A 19,828-nucleotide genomic window follows, 5' to 3' on the forward strand; every position below is an offset into this window, starting at 1 on the left:
ACCGAGGTTGCAAGGGAGCAACCGGACGTTGGCGGAATTCGACTTCATCATTGTTGGTGCCGGCACCGCCGGTTGCCTGCTCGCTGACCGCTTGACGAAATCCGGAAAGCATCGCGTGCTTTTGCTGGAAGCCGGCGGCAGCGACCGTCGCTTCATGGTCCGCATGCCGATCGGCTACGGCCACAGCTTCTACAATCCGCGCGTCAACTGGATGTTCTGGTCAGGCGCGCAGGAGGCCCTGGCCGGCCGCAGGATCTACTTTCCGCGCGGCAAGCTGCTGGGCGGTTCGAGTTCGATCAACGCCATGGTTTTCGTGCGCGGACAGCAGCGCGATTTCGACGATTGGCGCGATGCCGGCAACCCCGGCTGGGGCTGGGATGATGTTCTGCCCCACTTCAAATCGTTCGAAAGATTTCATGGCAAGGCGAGCGTCGAGCGCGGCACCGACGGGGCGCTTGACGTCATCGACATGGCCGGCGGCGTGCATCCCATGAGCCACGGCTTTCTTGCCGCGGCCGGGCAGGCAGGCTTTGCAGCGACTCCGGATTACAATGGCCGTCAGCAGGAAGGGGTCGCCATCTACCAGATCACGACACGCAATGGCATGCGGGCGTCCGCGGCGACCGCATTCCTTCACCCGGCATTGAAACGCGACAATCTCCAGCTGGTGACCGGTGCAGTGGCTACCGGGCTTGTTTTCGAAGGTCGCAAGGTCGTCGGCGTCGACTATTCCACGGGCGCCACAAAACACACGGCCAGGGCACGTCGCGAGGTGATCCTCTCGGCAGGGGCGGTCGGTTCGCCAACCCTGATGCAGCGCTCGGGCGTTGGCGCGGGCGAGATGCTTCGAACGCTGGGCATCCCTGTCGTCCACGACCTGCCGGCGGTCGGCGAGCATCTGCAGGACCACCTCGGTATCGATTATCTCTATCGCGCCCGCAAACCGACATTGAACGGTCAATTGCGGTCGTGGACCGGTCGCCTGATGCTGGGCATGCGTTATCTTGCGTTCCGCGACGGGCCGCTGTCGCTCAGCGTCAACCAGGCCGGCGGCTTCGTCCGTTCCGACCCCGCGCGCGGTCATGTCGACACCCAGCTCTACTTTTCGCCGGTCAGCTACAGCAAGCCGACACCGGGCGTCCGGCGCCTGACCCTGCCCGACCCGTTTCCGGGGTTTTTCATCGGCATCTCGCACTGCCGGCCAAGGAGCCGGGGCAGCATTCGCATCGCCTCGGCCGATCCGGATACCGCCCCGGTCATCGACCCCAACTATCTCTCCCACCCAGCGGATATGGCGGAAATGCTGGCGGGTGTGCGGCTGATACGCAAAATCGCGGCGCAGCCGGCGATGGCGGAACTGATCGAAGAAGAGTTCGATCCCGGCGTTGCCGTGACGACCGACGAGGAACTGTCTGACGACATTCGCCGCCGCTCGGGCAGCATTTTCCACGCATCCTGCACCTGCCGCATGGGCCCGGATCCGCGGTCTTCGGTCGTCGACCATCGCCTCAAGGTCCACGGTCTGTCGGGACTGCGGGTGATCGACGCTTCGGTATTCCCCCAAGTCACATCGGGCAACACCAACGCGCCGACGTTCATGGTGGCGGAAAAGGGTGCTGCGATGGTGCTTGAAGACCACGCCTGATCGATGACTGCTCCAACACATTGGCCAGCAACTCGACCCCCTTGCGGATGCTGCGCGGGTCGATGGCACTGACGCCGAGCACGAGACCCTGATCGGCGACGGGGTCGATGCAAAATCGTCCGATCGTGGAGACGAGGACACCGGCGGCTTCCGCTGCGGTCCGCACCGCATCTTCCCGGTGCCCCGACTGGGCAAACCGCGCAACGACGTGAAACCCGGCGTTGGACCGCACGGTATCGAGCAGGCCGCCGAGCAGCCGGTCGGCCGCGTCGTGGAAAACCTCATGCCTTTCCCGATAGATATCGCGCATGCGGCGAAGATGAGTCGAGAAATGCCCCTCGTTGATGAAGGCCGCCATCACCGCCTGGACGCTCGACGGGACCCCTTGGAGGAAGGCGCCGGAAACTCTCTGAAAGACCGCGACCAGCGGCCGTGGGGCGACATAGAAGCCGAGCCGCAGCGACGGGAACATCGACTTGGAGAACGTGCCGACATAGATCACGCGCTCGGCATGGTCGGCGCTCTTCAGCGTCGGCAGCGGCCGGCCGTCGTAACGGAATTCACCATCATAGTCGTCCTCGATGATCCAGGCATCGCGGTCGTTGACGACGCGCAACAAATGGGCTCTGCGCCGCAGGCTCATCTCCACGCCCAAAGGGTGCTGGTGCGACGGCGTCACGAACGCCAGGCGGAAGTCCGGTGCCTTGCCCAGTCCCGCCTCCACGGACAGGCCTTCGGCATCGACCGGAACCGGAACCATCGTTGCGCCGCAGGCGATCAGCGAGTTGCGCGCGCCGATCGCACCGGGATTCTCGAACCATACCGCATCGCCGCGATTGAGCAGCACGCGGCCGATCAGGTCGAATGCCTGCTGTGCGCCGTTGACGATGAAGATTTGCTCGACCTCGCAGACCACACCACGGCTGGCGCGCAGATGCTCGGCGATCGCCTGCCGAAGCAGCGGCAAGCCATTCGGGTCGGAGTAGCCCATGATCGCGTCGCGCGGCTGGCGCCAGTGCTTGGCCGACAGCCGCGACCAGATGGCCAGAGGAAACGCGTCGAACGCCGGCATTCCGGTGACGAAGGCGCGTGGCTTCTGCGGGTGCGACAGACGCTGCAGGAAGCGCGGCGAAGCTTCGGCGATAAGGTCCGCCAGCTTTGTCGTGGCTGGGCGTTCGTTGCCCACCGTCACCGTGGCGCGGGGGCGCTGGGCCTCCGCGACATCGGACACGAATGAGCCCGAGCCGGTGTGCGACACGATCAGGCCTTCAGCCGCCAGCCGTTCGAACACGGCGATCGCCGTTGTGCGCGACACGGCGAGTTCCCTGGCAAAGGTGCGGCTGGATGGCAGACGCTTGCCGACCGCCAGATCGCCTGAGACGATCATCTGCTTCACGGCGCTGTAAACCTGCGCGGTGATGGACCGTGTCGAGCTGCGATCGATGGCGATCGCAAACAGCAATTCGCCCCCTGACCGCTTGACCATGTTCGCTCGCTCCATCGATGGCAAGCTATATCGGCTCGCGCATTTTTCGATAATGGACCTTATACGCGCGGCCCGTCAGGTTGATAGACCTCAGTATCGAGATCGACCGGGCTGGCCATATGCGTATCGACTGCATCGAGACTTTCACGACCCGCGACATCGGTTTCGTCCGCATCACCACCGCCGACGGCGGTCAGGGCATCGGCCAGGTATCGACCTACCACTCCGACATAACTTCGACGGTGCTGCACCGCCAGGTCGCGCCGTGGGTGCTCGGCGTCGAGTTCGATGACGTCGATGCGCTCACCGACAAGGTGATCGAGCGCGAGCACAAATTCCCCGGCTCGTACATGAAGCGCGCGCTGGGCGGGCTCGACACGGCGATCTGGGATTGCCGTGGCAAACAGGCCGGCAAGCCAGTGGTCGAGCTTCTCGGCGGCACGCCGGGCAAGCTGCGGGCCTATGCCTCCTCCATGAAGCGCGATATCACGCCGGACGCCGAAGCCCGGCGTTTCAAGCGGCTGCAGGGCGAGTTCGGCTTCGATGCATTCAAGTTCCGCGTCGCGGCCGAGTACGGCCACGATGTCGACGAATGGCCCGGCCGCACGGAGCAGATCGTGCCGACGATCCGCAAGGCGCTTGGCACGTCGGCGTCCCTTCTCGTCGACGCCAACAGCGGCTTTTCGCCGGCGCGGGCGATCGAGGTCGGCTCCATCCTTGCCGACAACGGCATCGAGCATTTCGAGGAGCCATGCCTCTACTGGGAGCTTGAGCAGACCAAGGAGGTGGCGGACGCATTGGATGTCGCCGTCACCGGCGGTGAGCAAGATTGCGAGATCGCTACCTGGCGGCGCATGATCGAGATGCGCGCCGTCGACATCGTCCAGCCGGATATCCTCTATCTTGGGGGGATCAGCCGTACCATGCGGGTGTGCAAGATGGCGAAGGCCGCCGGCCTGCCGGTCACGCCGCACTCGGCCAACCTTGGGCTGGTGACGTTGTTCACGATGCACTTGCTGCGTGCCATCGATGGCGCCGGCAAATATCTCGAGTTCTCGATCGAGGGTCCGGACTACTATCCCTGGCAGGAAGGTCTCTTCGTGAAATCACCCTACGACATCGAGGATGGGCAGGTCTGCGTCTCCGACGAACCTGGATGGGGCGTCGAGATCTGCCCGGAGTGGCTGGCCAAGTCCGCCTACCAGAAGAGCGAACTGGGCTGACGGATACGCTTGGCGCGGCGCGATCTTCGACTCGCCGGCTTGCCCGATAGCCATTTCATCGATGGAGGCCGGGTGGCTGCCGCCGCTGGCCGGCATCGGCAGGAAAAAGGGGCTGATCGCCCTGGCCAACTGCTGCAAGAACAAATCGGTCACGATCCGCATATGACGGCCTTGGCCACATCCGCCGCGCGGTATATCGGTCGCCGACACTTCAGCGACTCGACGGATGGCGAATGGTCTGCCATTTTGTTGAGAATGGCAGTGTCCTGGGACAATTCAGGCCCTAACACTGTCGGATGGCAAGCTGCGCCGGCTTGCAAGGAAGCCTCCCGGCATCGTTTCGGTGTGCCGGTAAGAAAACAAAATTCAGGGGAATATCCCGCTTCCGAGAACGCCGGCCGGCCGAAACGTGAACGATCAACGTTGGGAAAATGGGAGAATTGACTTGAACAGGTTCACCACATCAGTGAGCCGCCGCACCTTGTTGAAGGTGACGGCGGTAGGCGCAGGCGCTCTCGCGGCTCCTGCTTTCATCTCGCGCGCGGCACTCGCCTCGTCGGGCGAGTTGAATTTCATGGGCTGGGCGGGCTATCCCGACCTCGCCGCAAAGGTCTTCCCGGCCTTCGAAAAGGCGACCGGCATCAAGGTCAACTTCAACGAGCAGCCCGACCAGGATGCAATGTTTGCCCAGGCCAAGCTGTCGCTGCAGACCGGCGCCATCGACGTCGCCGAGCCGACCGTCGACCGCATCGGCGGCTGGGCTTCGAACGGGCTCACCCAGGGCTGGGACGTCAGCAAGCTGAACATCGACAACTATCTGCCCGGCCTGGCCGACGGCAAGATGGGTGAGATGGCGACGGTCGGCGGCAAGCGCATGATCGTGCTCAGCGTCTGGGGCACCGAGGCGATCGTCTATTCCAAGGCCGATGCGCCGACCGAATACGGCAAGGCCAGCCTCGGCGATCTGTTCGATCCGAAGTTCGTGGGCAAGGTCTGCCTGCGCCCGCATTCGGCGCTGGCCGCCATGGGGCGCTACCTCGAAAGCGAAGGCAAGCTGCCCAAGCCATGGCTCGACGGCTACAAGGACGAAGCCACCATGAAGCAGCTTTGGGACATCGCGCTCGCCGAGGCGGTCAAGACCAAGTCGAATGTCGTCCAGTTCTGGTCGGGCGAAAATGAAGCCCAGGCAGCCTACCGCACCAACGGCGCGGTGATCGGCCTCAACTGGGATTCCACCGGCTACAATCTGCGTGCCGACGGGTTTGGCTACATCGCGCCGAAGGAAGGCGCGTTCGCCTGGAATCAGGGTTTTGCCCTGCTGTCCAACGCCAAGAACGTCGAACAGGCGCATGAATTCGCCAAATGGGTCGCCACGCCCGAAGGGTCGGCAGGCTGGGCTGCCGCTTTCTCGGCCAACCCGGTCGCCAAGGGTGCGATCGACCTGGCCAGCGCCGAGGTGAAGGCGTTCTACACCTCAGCGCTTCCGAGCGACGCGACGCAGAAGCTGTGGTGGTGGCCGGAACAGCAGGCCTGGTTCATCAAGCTGCGCGGCGAGTATGCCGACAAGTACAAGGCGGCTTAGCCAGTTCGCGACAAACCGCCGGATTCTGACGGAATCCGGCGGTTTTTTGCTGCACTGCGGCAATCTGGACTAGCATATTTCTCTCGAATTAGGGCAGACTACGCACAGCATGAGCGCGGGCGTCGATCTCGACAACGTATGTGCGGACTTCGGCTCCTTCCGGGCCGTCGACCGCGTAACCGTTCACATAAAGCCGGGTGAGTTCTTCTCGTTCCTGGGTCCGTCGGGCTGCGGCAAGACGACGATCCTTCGCATGGTCTCCGGATTCATCAGGCCGAGCGAGGGGAAAATCACCATCGGTGGCCAGGACATGCGCGACATCCGCCCGAATCAGCGGCCGACCGCGCTGATCTTCCAGAACCTCGCGCTGTTTCCGTTGATGCCGGTCTGGGAAAACATCGCCTTCGGGCTGGAAGTACGCGGCGTCGACAAGAAGGCGCGCCGCGACAGGGCCGAAGAGCTGCTGCGTCTGGTCGATCTGCCGGGAGCGGCGGACAAGACCATCAGCCAGCTTTCGGGCGGGCAGAAGCAGCGCGTCGCCATCGCGCGGGCACTTGCCGTCGAGCCGAAGGTGATGCTGCTCGACGAGCCATTGTCGGCGCTCGACCTCAAGCTCAGGCAGCACATGCGCGCCGAGCTGCGCGCCATCCAGAAGCGCACCAACGTGACCTTCATCTACATCACTCACGACCAGGGCGAGGCGCTGGCCATGTCCGACCGCGTCGGCGTGATGTCGCAAGGCCGGCTGCAGCAAGTGTCCGTGCCGCAGGACATCTACAACCAGCCGGTCAACGGCTTCGTTGCGTCGTTCGTCGGCGAAAACAACATCTTTGCCGGCAAGATCGGCAATATCGCCAGCAACATGGCGCAGTTCGAGACCAGCGTCGGGACGTTCAAGGCGACCGTCGGGCCGGATGCGGGAACTGCCCACAATCCAAAGCTCTATGTCAGGCCCGAGCACGCCAGGCTCGTAGCCAAGCCGGTCAATGGCGAGAACGCAATTGCCGTCGAGATCGCCGACGTCGCCTTCGAGGGCAATTTCATCAGCATCCAGGCCCGCGACGCGCATGGCGGCATTCTCGTGGCCGAGGCCCGCAACGACGGCCAGGGTTCGGTGCCGTCGCCGGGCGAGAAGCTTCACATGGTCTTCGACGCCGAGCGAGCCGTTATTCTGGCCGACGAGACGCCGGCTGCGAACGCCGTCCCATGAACGATCTCCTGCGCCGCTACGGACCCGTGCTTTCTATTCTGTTCGCGGCGCTGACGGCGTTCTGGCTGCTGGCGCTGGTGGTGCTGCCCGACCTCTATCTGTTCGAGAATTCGTTCCGGCCCTATTTGCCGATTTCCGAAGTTGGCGGGCCGAAGGATTTCTACAGCTTCGACAACTACCTGACCTTCTTTCACAGCCCGATCCACATCCAGGTGTTTGTCTGGACGATCGTCTACAGCACGGTCGTCACGGTCCTCTGCTTCGTGATCGCCTATCCGCTCGCCTACTATCTGTCCAAGGTGGCGCGCAGCAATCTGCTGCCGACGCTGTTCCTGCTCATCCTTGTTCCGTTGTGGGTCAGCGAGGTGCTGCGGTCGTTTGCCTGGTTCATCATCCTGGCGCTCAAGGGGCCGCTCAATATCCTGTTGCTCGGCATCGGTGTCATCGACCAGCCGATCCGCTGGCTTACAGGCTTTCGCGGCGTCATCATCGGCCTGGTGTATACCTACGTGCTGTTCATGCTGTTTCCGCTTTACAACGCCATCCAGTCGCTCGACACCAACCAGATCGAGGCCGCCGAAGATCTCGGATCGCCGTGGTGGAGAACGCATTGGCGGGTGATCCTGCCGCACGCCAAGCCAGGCATCGCATCGGGGTCGGTGATGGTGTTCATGTTGTCGGCCGGCTCGATCCTGGTGCCGACGCTGCTGGCATCCACGTCGTCGCGGTGGTTCACGGAGATCATCCAGCAATGGATGTTCGAATCGCAGGACTGGAACACCGGCTCGGCCTATGCCTTCATGCTGCTGCTGCTGTGCACGATCTTTGTATCGGTGGTGATGCGGCTGTTCCGCGTCAAACTGTCGGACATCGCGAAATGAGTCCGTCATGAGCCAGGCGCGCCGATCCGATTGGCTGTTCCACGCCTATATGGTGGTGTTCCTGCTCTATATGCTGCTGCCGCTGGTCGTGATGGGCGGTGCCGCCTTCAACGATTCCCGCTTCCCGTCCGTCTATCCGTGGGTCGGCTTCACCGATCGCTGGTTCGTCGACTTGTGGAATGACGGGCGCCTGTGGGGTGCGTTCCGCAACACGCTGTTCGTGGCGCTCGCCGTCGTCGGATTGTCCATTCCTATCGGAACCGCTGCCGCCATTCTGATCAACAGCCTGTCCGGCGCGGCACGCTCGGTCCTCTATGGCCTGATGGTCGCGCCGGTGCTGACGCCCGGCGCCGTGATCGGTATCTCGACCTTGCTGTTCTGGAACAAGTTCTCGGTTCCGGCCGGGCTGCATTTGTCGGTGCTCGGCCAGGTCTCCTATATCGCCGCCTTTGTCATGCTTCTCGTGCTGGCCCGGCTGCAGAGTTTCGACCGGCAGTTGGAGGAGGCGGCGCTCGACCTCGGGGCAAGCCACGCGCAGGTGCTGCGGCGCATCTTGCTGCCGCATCTCTACCCGGCGATCGGCGCGGGTGCGGCGATCGCTTTCTTCCAGTCGATCGAGAATTTCAACACGACGCTGTTCACGCGCGGAACTTACGACACGCTGACCGTCTATGTGTTCTCCAAGGTGCGCAGCGGCATCACGCCGACCATCAATGCGCTGGCGCTGATCCTGATCAGCGTGACGCTCGCCTGCGCCATCTGCTATGAAATTTCTCGCCGGCGTTCCGAGAAACGTGCGGCCATGGCAGCTGAATAGCGCGGAGTTGGGGACGAAGTTTGTTGTCGACCTTCAGCGAAAACTTGACGGCTCCCCATATCGGGCGTGAGCTGCTTTTCCCTGACCGATTCACGATGAGGATTGTGACGTGACCGATGGGCTCCGCCTCGCTGTCGAGGAAGACCTGCCTTTTGTCGAGGCGATCGTCGAGGCCGCGTATTCTCACTATATCCCCATCATTGGCCAAAAGCCCGGGCCGATGCTCGATGACTATGCCGCACTGATTGGCGACCGGCGGGTCCATGTGCTGCAAAGTGACGGGATCATCAAAGGCGTCCTCGTGCTGATTCCCGAAGCGAACGCCATGCTCCTGGACAACATTGCCGTCATTCCTGCCGCAAAGGGGGCGGGCCTGGGCCGAAAGATGTTGATGTTCGCCGAGCAGTCGGCTCGGGACGCCGGCTACAAATCGATCCGGCTCTACACGCACGAGAAGATGACGCAAAACATCGCACTCTATTCCCGCATTGGCTATGTCGAGACGCACCGGGGCGAGGAAAAGGGCCTGCGCCGCGTCTACATGACCAAAGCGCTCGATTGAAATCGGCATCGCGGCACGGATGAAAGCATCGCGGCGCCAGCCGCCGCGGGCTATCAGATGGCGGATCCTGTTCATGCCGTCCGCGATCAGTGCTGAATGACGACCTTGCCGACGAAATTGCGCGCGCTGAAATGCGCGATGGCGGCCTTGGCGTCGTCAAACGCATGGACGCTATCGATGACCGGCCGGATGCCATGCTGTTCCATCGCCCGGCACATGTCCTCGAGATCCCGGCGGCTTCCAACTGTCACTGCGCGAAAGCTGACCCGGCTCATGAACATGGTCATGAAGTCGACGCTGCCTTCGTACCCTGCCAGGATGCCGACGATGGCAATTTCCGCTCCAACCGCGGAGGCCTTCATCGACTGGGGCAAGGTGGTAGGGCCGCCGACCTCGACAACTCGATCGACGCCGCGACCGTTGGTGAGGTCGCGGACCGCATCACCCCACTCGGGCGTTGCATTGTAATCGATGACGGCATGCGCGCCGAGCCTGCGAAGCGTCTGTGCCCTGTCATGGCTGGAGGTCGTCGAAATCACCTTGGCGCCAAGTGCGGCGGCCAGTTGCACGGCAAACAATGAGACGCCACCGGTGCCCTGAGTGAGTACCACGTCGCCGGCGCGAACACCGGCGAGTGCCGACCATGCCGTCACCGCGGCGCAGGAAAGCGTAGCACCTTCCTCGAAGCTAATATGCGACGGCATGGCAACAAGGATCTCGGCGTTGACCACCTTGTATTCCGTCAGCCAGCCGTCATGGTCGACGACCCACTGCTCGGGAGCCGCGTTCAGCGTTCCGCCAAACCAGTTGGGAAAGAAGGAATTGACCACCTTGTCGCCGACCCGGAAGCGCTTGACACCTTCACCGAGCGCCTCGATTTCGCCGGCGCCATCCGATAGCGGCACGCGGCCAATTTGAACTTGCGGCCGATACTGGCCCGCAAAAATGGGCAGATCGCGGAAGTTGAGCGACGACGCCCTGACACGGACCAGGACTTCACCTCGACCGGGTTTTGGAATCTCGCTCTCCTTGACGATCAGGCTGTCGGGTCCGCCAAAACCGTTGATGTGGAATGAACGCATGATCTTGCTCCGGGGCTTGATGCCTTGTGATTTCTTTCTATCGGGAGCATGATTGTTTGATAATCGCCTCATATCGGTACGGCCTGTGCCGCCAGACTTCACAATAGATCGAGCCCGCATGGACGGTGTGGTCATGTTTCTGGCCGTTGCGGAGCTGCGTGGGTTTCGGGCCGCGGCCGCGCGTCTCGGGGTGACGCCTTCCGCCGTCAGCCAGGCAATCCGAAACCTTGAGGCCCGGATCGGCTCACCGCTTTTTGTGCGCACGACGAGAAGCGTGAACCTGACGGAGGCAGGCGAACGACTCCTTGCGCATGCGCGCCCGGCTGCGGATATGTTGAGCGCCGGCATCGACGCCGCTGGCGGGTTGGGCGATGACGTGCGGGGAAAGCTGCGCATCAACGCGCCGCGACCAGCCTTGCCGTTGCTGATCAACCGCCTGCTGCCCGATTTTTTGGCTGCCCACCCACAGATCCAGCTCGAACTCGTTGGCGAGGATCGTCCGATCGATATCGTCGCGGAAGGCTATGATGCGGGCATACGGCTCGGTGATTTCGTCGAAATGGATATGGTCTCCATTCGTCTGACGCCGGCCGAGCGGTTTGTTGTGGTGGGGACGCCAGGTGTCTTCAAGGCGCAAGGGCGGCCAATGCACCCCGAAGACCTGCACGGCTTCCGCTGCATCCTTTATCGGACCGATGCGGGTGGTGCGGATCACTGGCGCTTTGTCGTTCGGGGGCGGCCCGTCACCATCGCGGTCACCGGTCCCCTGGTGATCAACGATGTTGATTTGTGCATCAGGGCGGCACTGCGCGGTGTTGGATTGTTCCGTCTGCCGCGTTCGCTCGTTATGCCCTATCTGGATAGCGGGGCGCTTGAGACCGCGCTCGACACTTTTGGCGAAGATGTGCCCGGCCTCTCGCTCTATCATCCAAGCCGCAGCCAGGCGCTGCCCAAATTGCGTGCCTTCATCGAGTTTGCAGTCAAGCGTATGCGTCATTCGGTGAGCGCAACCGACTATTTGCCAATGGCGGTTGATTAGCTGTTTTCGGCGCTTCAGGCGCGCCCGTCAGACCGCAAATTCCTTCGCCTTGGCGGCAAAGGAATTTACGTCTATTTCCCGCGTCGCATCTATTCGGCGTCAAAAAAGCGAAGCGGGATTGCGCCGCAAATGCTCTTGTTGTACGAACGTTCAACAAGAGCATTTGCGGGTTCCTGCCGTGGTACGAACCGAGTTTCCCTTTGCCGTCGAAACCGTCGATCCGCTGTGGATCACGCTGGCCGACGGCACCCGCATTGCCGCGACGCTGTGGCGTCCGCGCACAGAGGGCAAGGTGCCCGTGGTCGTCGAGATGGTGCCTTATCGCCGGCGTGACGGCACCGTGGCGCGTGATATCGACATTCATCCCTGGCTTGCCGGTCATGGCATCGCCTGCGCCCGCATCGACATCAGGGGTTCGGGCGATTCCGACGGCGACCTCGCCGACGAATATCTGCCGCGCGAGCAGGAAGACGCCTGCGAGATCATCGCCCATCTGGCGGCACTTCCCTGGTGCAACGGCAGAGTCGGCATGACCGGCATTTCCTGGGGCGGCTTCAACGCGCTGCAGGTCGCCGCGCGCCGGCCGCCGGCCCTGAAAGCCATCATCACCAACTGCGCCACCGACGACCGCTACGCCGACGACATCCACTATATGGGAGGCGCGCTGCTGACCGAGCAGGAGATGTGGTCGAACTTCATGCTGGTGAAGAAGGCGATGGCGCCCGACCCGCAGATCGTCGGCGACGCCTGGCGCGCCATGTGGGAGAGCCGGCTCGCGGCGACAAGCTCGCTTTCGGAAGTGTGGCTCGCGCATCAGCGTCGCGACGATTACTGGCGGCAAGGTTCGGTCTGCGAGGATCATACCGCGATCGAATGCGCTGTCATGGCCGTCTGCGGCTGGGAGGACAGCTATTCCAACTTCGTGCCGCGCCTGCTCGAACATCTACCGGGGCCGAAGCTCGGCATCGTCGGGCCGTGGTCGCATGCCTATCCCTGTCGCGGTGCGCCGGGACCACTGATCGGCTATCTGCAGGAGGCGCTGCGCTGGTGGCGCCATTGGCTCTGCGGCGAAGACACCGGCATCATGAATGAGCCGCTCTACCGCGTCTGGGTGACGGGCGAGGAGCGGCCGCAGCCTTTCTACCTGCCCGATCATGCCGGCAACTGGGCCGCCGAGGATCAGTGGCCGTCGCCGCGCGTCGAGCGTCGGGTTTTGCATCTGAACGCCGCCGGGTTGAGAAGCGAGACCGCGCCGGGAGCGACGCTTTCAGTCCGTTCGCCGGCGACCGCCGGCCGCGATTGCGGCCGCTGGGGCGGCTATGGCGGCTCTTGTCCTGACATGCCCATCGACCAGCGTCGCGAGGACGGCATGGCGCTGTGCTTCGACACCGCACCGATCGACGATGACGTCACCTTGTTGGGTGCGCCGGAACTCGATCTGCTCGTCAGCGTCGACCAGCCTCACGTCAATCTCGCCGCGCGGCTCTGCGATGTCTATCCCGACGGCACCTCGGCGTTGATGACCTATGGCGTGCTCAACCTCAGCCACCGCGACAGCCACGAGTATCCGACGCCGTGTCCGGTCGGAACGCCGTTCCGCGTCAAGCTGAAGCTCAACGATTTCGCCCGCACCATACCCAAGGGCCATCGCATCCGGCTGGCGCTGGCCAACCAGCATTGGCCGATCCTGTGGCCGCAGCCGAAGCTGTCGACGCTGTCGGTCGTAACCGGCGACAGCACGGTGATGCTGCCGGTGCGCCCGTCGTCCTCCCGCGACCGCGATGTCCGCTTCGAGCCCGCCGAAACCGCGCCGCCGGTTCCCACCACCACCTTGGACGAGGGCTTCGACCGCCGCATCGTCACCGACGATGTCGGCTCGGGCGTGCAGACCATCGCGCTGTCCTCCGACCATGGACGCCGACGCTACGACGACCGTGCCATCACCGTGTCCTCGGCCAACAGCGACACAATGAGCATCCGTGCCGACGATCCGTTGTCGGCAAAACTCGTCACCGAATATCGCTGGGCGATTGCCAGCGGCGATGCCGACACCGAGGCAGTCGCCGTGACCGAGCTGACATCCGACGAAACGCATTTCAACCTGAGTTGGCGGCTCGAGGCGCGAGAACGAGGCACGCTCGTGCACAGTGCCTCGGCAAGCCGGCGCATCCGGCGCGATTTCGCCTGAGGAGAGGGAGGAGACCATGCTCGCATATGCAGTGAAGCGCATCGGTCTCGGCCTCCTGATCCTCATCCTGGTCATGATCGCCATGTATGCGGCGGTCTTCCTGGTTCCCGGCGATCCGGCAACCGTGGCACTGGGTCCGCGCGCCACGCCGGAACTGAAGCGGCTGCTGATCGAGCGCATGGGTCTCGACCAGCCGGTCTGGTGGCAGATCATAGAATTCTTCCGCAACGCGCTGACCGGCAATCTCGGCTATGACGTCTGGTCGAACCGGCCCGTCTCGACGCTGGTGCTGGAGGCGCTGCCGAACACGCTGATCCTTGGGCTGACCGCGCTTACCGTCGCGCTCCTCATCGGCGTTCCGCTCGGCTGCCTGTCGGTGATGCGGCGTGGCACGGCGGCCGATGCCGTCATCGGCGTGCTCTCGGTCGGCGTCATTGCCGTGCCGTCCTTCGTCGTCGCCATCTATTCGCTGCTGCTGTTTGCCGTCACGTTGCGCTGGCTGCCGGCGATCGGCGCCGGCGAGGCCGGGGACTTCGTCAGCCAGGCCAAGGCGCTGGTGATGCCGGCCGCGGCGATCGCGCTCGGCTGGATCGGCTACATCGCCCGCATGGTGCGCGCATCGATGATGGAAGTGATGGGCGAGCCCCACATTCGCACCGCGCGCTCGTTCGGTTTGCCGGAATGGAAGATCGTCTCCAAATACGCGCTGCGCATCGCCATTATTCCGACCATCTCCCTGGTCGCCGTCGGCCTCGGCAGCATCCTGTCCAGCGCCGTCTTCGTCGAGGCTGTGTTTGCCCGGCCGGGGATCGGCAAGCTGATCACCGATGCCGTCAACACCCGCAACTATCCGGTCGTCATGGGCACGGTGCTGATCATGACCGCCATCTATGTCTCCATCACCATTGCCGCCGATCTGTTGATCGCGCGGCTCGACCCAAGGGTGCGCGATGTCTTCCGTGGCTGATGCCTCGTTGTCCGTTCCGGGCCGACAACGATTTCCGCTGTTGCGCGCGCTGCTTGCCGACCCGTTCACCTGCGTGGCCTTGATCATGGTCACCGGCTTCCTCGTCACCGCCATCTTCGCGCCGTGGCTGGCGCCCTATTCGCCGGTCAAGATCGACGTGCTGCACAAGCTGCAGACGCCATCGATGGAACACTGGTTCGGCACCGATCATCTCGGCCGCGATCTCTTGTCGCGCGTCATCTATGGCGCACGCACGGCGCTCACCATCGCCATGGTGTCGGTGGCCATTGCCGGCGCCATCGGCCTGATGCTCGGCCTGATAGCCGGCTACGGCCCGCGCTGGCTCGATGCCATCCTGGTGCTGAGCTTCGACAGCCTGAACTCGCTGCCGATGATCATGTTCGCGCTCGCCATCATCACCGTGCTTGGGGCCGGCACCGGCACGCTGATCATCGTCATCGCCGCGACCTCATTCCCGAGCTATGCCAGGCTGATCCGGGCACAGACGCTGGCGCTGAAGAACAGCGACTACATCCTCGCCGAACGCCTGATCGATGCCAGTGCCGCGCGCATCATCTTCATCCACCTTCTGCCCAATGTCGTTGGCCCGCTGATCATCCTTCTTTCGATGGACATTCCGGTCGTCATCATGGTCGAGGCCGGCTTGAGCTTCCTTGGCCTCGGTGTGCGGCCGCCGACGCCGTCCTGGGGCTCGATCCTTTATGACGGCTACACCTCGATCCGCTCGGCTCCCTTCATGGTCATCTTCGGTGGGCTGCCACTGGTGCTCGCCACGCTCGGCTTCACCTTCCTTGGCGAAGGCCTGCGCGACTATCTCGATCCGCGCCTGCAGTTGCGGAGGCCAGCATGACCGGCTCGCTCGCCGCCAGCGATCTCAGCGTCCGCTACGAGACGCCGCATGGCGCGGTGCACGCGCTACGCCATGTCGACATCGAGGCGCATCCGGGCGAGGTCATCGGCATTGTCGGCGAGAGCGGCTGCGGCAAGTCCACGCTGGTCACCGCCTTGGCCAATCTGTTGCCGGCGAACGCCCGCGTCGATGGGTCGATCCGCTACAATGGCGTTGACCTGGCGAAGCTCGACGCGCACCGCCAGCGCCTCCTGCGCGGCGACGAGATCGCGCTCGTCAGCCAGGATCCGATGACGGCGTTCAACCCGGTGCTGACCATCGGCGACCAGCTCGTCGACTTCCAGCATCACCGCAAGGATCTCGGCCGGGCGCAGAAGCGGGCGCGCATCGCCGCCATGCTCGGCCGCGTCGGCATCGCCGACGCCGAACGGCGCATGCAGAGCTATCCGCATGAGCTGTCCGGCGGCATGCGCCAGCGCGTCGCGATTGCCGCCGCCTTGCTGACCGATCCCGGCCTGCTGATCGCCGACGAGCCGACAACGGCGCTCGACGTCACCATGGAAGCGCAGATCATCCATCTGCTGCGCGAACTCCGGCGCGAGTACAACGGCATCATCATCATCGTCTCGCACCATCTCGGCGTCATCGCCGAACTCTGCGACCGCGTCTATGTCATGTATGCCGGCGAGGTGGTGGAAGGCGGTGAGGTCGACGCGATCTTCCACGACGCCAGGCATCCCTACACGCAAGCGTTGCTCGCCTGCGACCCCGCCCGCTTCCAGGAGCGGCTGGACCGGCTGCCGACCATTCCCGGCTCGTTGCCCAATTTGACCCAGCCGCCATCGGGATGCGTCTACGCCCCGCGCTGCGACCGTGCCTTCGCGCCATGCGGTTCCATCGCGCCGCCGCTGGTCAAACTCGCCGCCGCCCATGTTGCACGCTGCCATGCGGTGGCGCCATGAGCCCACTGCTCGCCGTCGAGGATCTGTCGGTCAGCTTCACCAAAGGCGGTTTGCTCAACCGGCTGATCAATCCATTTCGGCTGCCGGGCTTCAACGTCATCGACGGCGTGACGCTGTCGTTGATGCCGGGCGAAACGCTCGGGCTGGTCGGCGAATCCGGCTCGGGCAAGACGACGCTGGCCCGCACCATCCTCGGCCTCATCAGGGCAGCCGCCGGCCGCATCGCCTTCGAGGGCAGGGACGTGGCGACGCCGGCCGATTTCCGCGCCATGCGTCGGCGCTCGGCCATGATGTTTCAGGATCCGGTCGCCTCGCTCAGCCCGCGCCTGCGCATTGGCACGCTGCTCACCGAACCGCAGATCATTCAGGGCGTGGCGATGCCGGACCGCCGCGCCGCCGCCAAGGCGCTGCTGGCGCTGGTCGGCCTGCCGGCCTCCTTCGTCGACCGTTTCCCGCACGAGCTTTCCGGAGGCCAGGCGCGCCGCGTCGGTGTCGCGCGTGCTCTGGCGATGAAGCCGCATTTGCTGCTCGCCGACGAGCCGACCGCAGGCCTCGATGTCTCGGTGCAGGGTGATGTGCTCAACCTCATCGGTGAACTGAAGCGCGAGCTCGGTTTCGCCGCCATGATCGTCACCCACAACCTCGCCATGATCCGCCATGTCAGCGACCGGCTGGCCATCATGTATCTTGGCCGGCTGGTCGAAACCGGGCCGACGCAAGACGTGTTTTCGGCGCCGATGCATCCCTATACGGCGACGCTGATCCAGTCCGAGCCGATCCCCGATCCGCGCCGCCGCAGTCACAACCCTGCCGTCACCGGCGAGATCCCGAGCGTGTTCCGCCGGCCTTCGGGCTGCGAGTTTCACACGCGCTGCCCGATATCGCGCGACCGCTGCAAGACCGAGGCGCCGGCCTATCGGCCGATGGGCGCCGATCGCATGGTGCGCTGCCATTTCCCGCTCGAGAACGGCGGGCAAGAACGGGAAGCCTTCTCACGTGCTTCCACAAATCAAAGGGGAAATTGACATGACAGAATGGTCCATCAACAGACGTGCATTCCTGAAAGCAGCCGGCGCACTCGGCGCCGGCCTGGCGATGAAGCCTGGCTTTGCCTGGTCGGCGGCCAGCGACACGCTGCGCATCCGCATGGAGGGCGATCTGCAGTGCCTCGATCCCGCCTTCATGAATGGCGGCATCGAGGATGTCATGATGCGCGGCATCTATGTCTCGCTCAACCATTTCGGCGACATCAGGAAGGGCTCGCCCTGGTCGCTGTGGGGGGCGGAAAAGCTTGAACAGAAAGACCCCAAGGCCATCGCCTTCACGCTGATCGACGGGTTGAAATGGTCTGGTGGTTTTGGTGCGGTCACCGCTGACGACGTGAAATTCTCGTTCGAGCGCATCGCCGACAAGGCGCTGGCATCGCCCTGGGCCTACCAGTTCGAGAAACTCGATCGCGTCGAGGTGGTGGATGCCCGCAACGGCATCATCCATCTGAAAGAACCCTACCAGCCGATCTTCGTCACCAGCCTGCCTTACTATGGCGGCCACATCATCAGCCGCGCCGGCACCGAGAAGGCGGGCGGCAAGTTCACCACGCAGCCGCCGGCGACCTGCGGTCCCTATCTCTTCTCGGACTGGCAGCAGAAGCAGAAGGTGACGCTGACCGCCAATCCGGATTGGCCGGGACCGAAGCCGGATTTCTCAAAGGTCGAAATCTATGTCGTGTCGGACGATCAGGCAGCGCAACTCGCCTACGAGGCCGATGCCTTCGACTATACCAAGATCGCCATTTCGGCGACCAAGGCGGTCAAGGCCAGCCCACCCGCCGACACCACGCTGATCGAGGCGCAGTCAACCCGCTATGTCTGGCTGACCATCAACATGCTGAGCCCGCGGCTCAAGGATCTGAAAGTCCGCCAGGCGGTGCAGTATGGCGTCGATGTCGGGCAGGTCCTCACCGGCGTCTATGACGATCTCACCAAGCGCTCCACCGGCGTCGTCCAGCCCGGCACCAAATTCGCGCGCGCCAGCAATCTGATTGCGGCGCCCGACTATGAGAAGTCGATCGCGTTGCTTAAAGAAGCAGGTGTCGGCGATCTGTCTCTGACTTTGACAGTGATGAACGATTCCATCCGCACAGCCACAGCACAGATCATCCAGGCCAGCCTCGAACAGGCCGGCATCAACGTCGAAATCCAGCCTTATGACGAGGCTGCCTTCTGGGGCGTCGGCGACAAGACGCAAGGCGATGGCTACAAGAATATCGACCTGGCGCTGATGGATTTCGCCGGCGGCATCGATCCTTCCGAAAACCTGGTCTGGTTCCGCCCCGATCAGATCGGCGCCTACAATTGGTCCGGCTTCGACAGCGCCGAATTCGAGACCAGCTACCAGCAATTGGTGGCCGAAAGCGACGAGACCAAGCGCATCGCGCTGTCCAACCGCATGGAGGATTTGATGGAGCAGTCCGGCGGTTTCGTCTTCATCTGCCACCAGCCATTGGTCGCCATCCACAAGACGGCTTTCGAGCCGGTCATTTATCCCGATGGCCATCCCAATCCCGTTTTGTTCAAGAAGAAGGCGTGAACGCTTCCGTGGACAGGAAGGGCGCAATCGATTAGCTGGAGCCATGACGGAAGCAGGATCAGCCCCTGAAAAACGCAAGCGCGGCGCCAAGAAATCGCCGCCGCGCTTCAGCCGCGAGCAGGCCGATGTGCGCCGCTCCATGCTGATCGAGGCGGCGACGCGCTGCCTGTCGGTCGGCGGCATCGGCGCCTTCACCATCGATCGCATCTGCAAGGAGGCCGGCGTCTCGCGCGGCCTCATCAACCACCATTTCGAAAGCCTCGATGGGCTGCTGGTCGAGGTCTACAAATCCTCGCTCTATGCCAGCGTCAACAACCAGATCGCCGAAGCCAAGCGCCGCCGCGCCGAAACGTCGGATTGGTCGCCGCAGGCGGCCCTTGCCGCCCTGGTGCACTCCAATTTCTCGCCCGAATATTTCAGCCGCGAGAACCTGCTGATCTGGCTGTCGCTGTGGGGCGAGATCGCCGTCAACCCGCGCCTCAAGGCGGCGCACCGCGAACTCTATGACGCCTACCGGGCGGAGCTTGCCGAGGATATCGCGGCGGTCGCGGTGCCGCGCGGCCGGCAAGTCGATGCTCCGGCGCTGGCGCGCAATTTCATCGCCCTGGTCGACGGGTTGTGGCTCGAATGGTGTCTCGATGAAAGCGTGGTGACACCGCAGGGGGCGGAAGCGGCGGGTTTTGAGATGCTCGAGGGGCAGGTGGGGCCGCTGCGGGAGCCCTAA

At 63.6% G+C, this 19,828-nt stretch carries 18 protein-coding genes; 16 read left to right on the forward strand and 2 right to left on the reverse strand.

Features of this window, described 5'->3' with window-relative positions:
• Nucleotides 1–28: 28 nt before the first annotated feature.
• On the forward strand, nucleotides 29–1,645 hold the full coding sequence (locus ACZYHG_RS15380; protein WP_464614516.1) for a GMC family oxidoreductase: 1,617 nt from the start codon (nucleotides 29–31) through the stop codon (nucleotides 1,643–1,645).
• Here the strand turns inward: ACZYHG_RS15380 and pdxR are convergent.
• Nucleotides 1,596–3,131 (reverse strand): MocR-like pyridoxine biosynthesis transcription factor PdxR, encoded by a 1,536-nt coding sequence (gene pdxR / locus ACZYHG_RS15385; RefSeq protein WP_464614517.1) that lies wholly within the window; start codon nucleotides 3,129–3,131, stop codon nucleotides 1,596–1,598. The genes ACZYHG_RS15380 and pdxR overlap by 50 nt on opposite strands.
• Nucleotides 3,132–3,211: 80 nt before the next feature.
• On the opposite strand from pdxR, the gene ACZYHG_RS15390 reads away from it, so the two are divergent.
• The 7 genes from ACZYHG_RS15390 to ACZYHG_RS15420 all read left to right on the forward strand — a co-directional run bounded on the left by ACZYHG_RS15390 (nucleotide 3,212) and on the right by ACZYHG_RS15420 (nucleotide 9,406).
• Complete coding sequence (locus ACZYHG_RS15390) at nucleotides 3,212–4,354, forward strand: mandelate racemase/muconate lactonizing enzyme family protein (RefSeq protein WP_464614518.1); 1,143 nt, start codon at nucleotides 3,212–3,214, stop codon at nucleotides 4,352–4,354.
• A gap of 9 nt (nucleotides 4,355–4,363) precedes the next feature.
• A complete protein-coding gene (locus tag ACZYHG_RS15395) occupies nucleotides 4,364–4,798 on the forward strand; it encodes a hypothetical protein (RefSeq protein WP_464614519.1) in 435 nt (144 codons plus the stop codon).
• A gap of 1 nt (nucleotide 4,799) precedes the next feature.
• Complete coding sequence (locus ACZYHG_RS15400) at nucleotides 4,800–5,936, forward strand: extracellular solute-binding protein (protein WP_032925498.1); 1,137 nt, start codon at nucleotides 4,800–4,802, stop codon at nucleotides 5,934–5,936.
• Between the two features lie 109 nt (nucleotides 5,937–6,045).
• Nucleotides 6,046–7,146, forward strand: a complete 1,101-nt coding sequence (locus tag ACZYHG_RS15405) for an ABC transporter ATP-binding protein (RefSeq protein WP_464614520.1) — start codon at nucleotides 6,046–6,048, stop codon at nucleotides 7,144–7,146.
• Entirely contained in the window at nucleotides 7,143–8,027 is an 885-nt protein-coding gene (locus tag ACZYHG_RS15410; RefSeq protein WP_027030421.1) for an ABC transporter permease, read from the forward strand. Before ACZYHG_RS15405 ends, ACZYHG_RS15410 begins: the two co-directional genes overlap by 4 nt.
• 7 nt (nucleotides 8,028–8,034) lie before the next feature.
• On the forward strand, nucleotides 8,035–8,844 hold the full coding sequence (locus ACZYHG_RS15415) for an ABC transporter permease (protein WP_464614521.1): 810 nt from the start codon (nucleotides 8,035–8,037) through the stop codon (nucleotides 8,842–8,844).
• 109 nt (nucleotides 8,845–8,953) lie between these two features.
• Entirely contained in the window at nucleotides 8,954–9,406 is a 453-nt protein-coding gene (locus tag ACZYHG_RS15420; protein ID WP_464614522.1) for a GNAT family N-acetyltransferase, read from the forward strand.
• An 86-nt stretch (nucleotides 9,407–9,492) separates the two neighbouring features.
• Here ACZYHG_RS15420 and ACZYHG_RS15425 read toward each other — a convergent pair whose 3' ends face one another.
• A complete protein-coding gene (locus ACZYHG_RS15425) occupies nucleotides 9,493–10,488 on the reverse strand; it encodes a zinc-dependent alcohol dehydrogenase family protein (RefSeq protein ID WP_464614523.1) in 996 nt (331 codons plus the stop codon).
• 118 nt (nucleotides 10,489–10,606) lie between these two features.
• Here ACZYHG_RS15425 and ACZYHG_RS15430 point away from each other — a divergent pair, with 118 nt between their 5' ends.
• The 8 genes from ACZYHG_RS15430 (at nucleotide 10,607) to ACZYHG_RS15465 (ending at nucleotide 19,828) form a co-directional block, all read left to right on the forward strand.
• On the forward strand, nucleotides 10,607–11,527 hold the full coding sequence (locus ACZYHG_RS15430) for a LysR family transcriptional regulator (protein WP_464614524.1): 921 nt from the start codon (nucleotides 10,607–10,609) through the stop codon (nucleotides 11,525–11,527).
• Nucleotides 11,528–11,705: 178 nt separating this feature from the next.
• Entirely contained in the window at nucleotides 11,706–13,715 is a 2,010-nt protein-coding gene (locus ACZYHG_RS15435) for a CocE/NonD family hydrolase (protein ID WP_464614525.1), read from the forward strand.
• Between the two features lie 16 nt (nucleotides 13,716–13,731).
• On the forward strand, nucleotides 13,732–14,682 hold the full coding sequence (locus ACZYHG_RS15440) for an ABC transporter permease (RefSeq protein WP_464614526.1): 951 nt from the start codon (nucleotides 13,732–13,734) through the stop codon (nucleotides 14,680–14,682).
• Nucleotides 14,683–14,722: 40 nt separating this feature from the next.
• Nucleotides 14,723–15,553 carry an ABC transporter permease gene (locus ACZYHG_RS15445; RefSeq protein WP_464614527.1) on the forward strand — a complete coding sequence of 277 codons (831 nt, stop codon included), beginning with the start codon at nucleotides 14,723–14,725 and terminating at the stop codon, nucleotides 15,551–15,553.
• Complete coding sequence (locus ACZYHG_RS15450; protein WP_464614528.1) at nucleotides 15,550–16,515, forward strand: ABC transporter ATP-binding protein; 966 nt, start codon at nucleotides 15,550–15,552, stop codon at nucleotides 16,513–16,515. Before ACZYHG_RS15445 ends, ACZYHG_RS15450 begins: the two co-directional genes overlap by 4 nt.
• Entirely contained in the window at nucleotides 16,512–17,540 is a 1,029-nt protein-coding gene (locus ACZYHG_RS15455; protein ID WP_464614529.1) for an oligopeptide/dipeptide ABC transporter ATP-binding protein, read from the forward strand. Before ACZYHG_RS15450 ends, ACZYHG_RS15455 begins: the two co-directional genes overlap by 4 nt.
• A gap of 1 nt (nucleotide 17,541) precedes the next feature.
• Complete coding sequence (locus ACZYHG_RS15460) at nucleotides 17,542–19,104, forward strand: ABC transporter substrate-binding protein (protein WP_464614530.1); 1,563 nt, start codon at nucleotides 17,542–17,544, stop codon at nucleotides 19,102–19,104.
• 43 nt (nucleotides 19,105–19,147) lie between these two features.
• Nucleotides 19,148–19,828, forward strand: a complete 681-nt coding sequence (locus ACZYHG_RS15465) for a TetR/AcrR family transcriptional regulator (protein WP_464614531.1) — start codon at nucleotides 19,148–19,150, stop codon at nucleotides 19,826–19,828.

Source organism: Mesorhizobium subarcticum, from assembly GCF_055456085.1.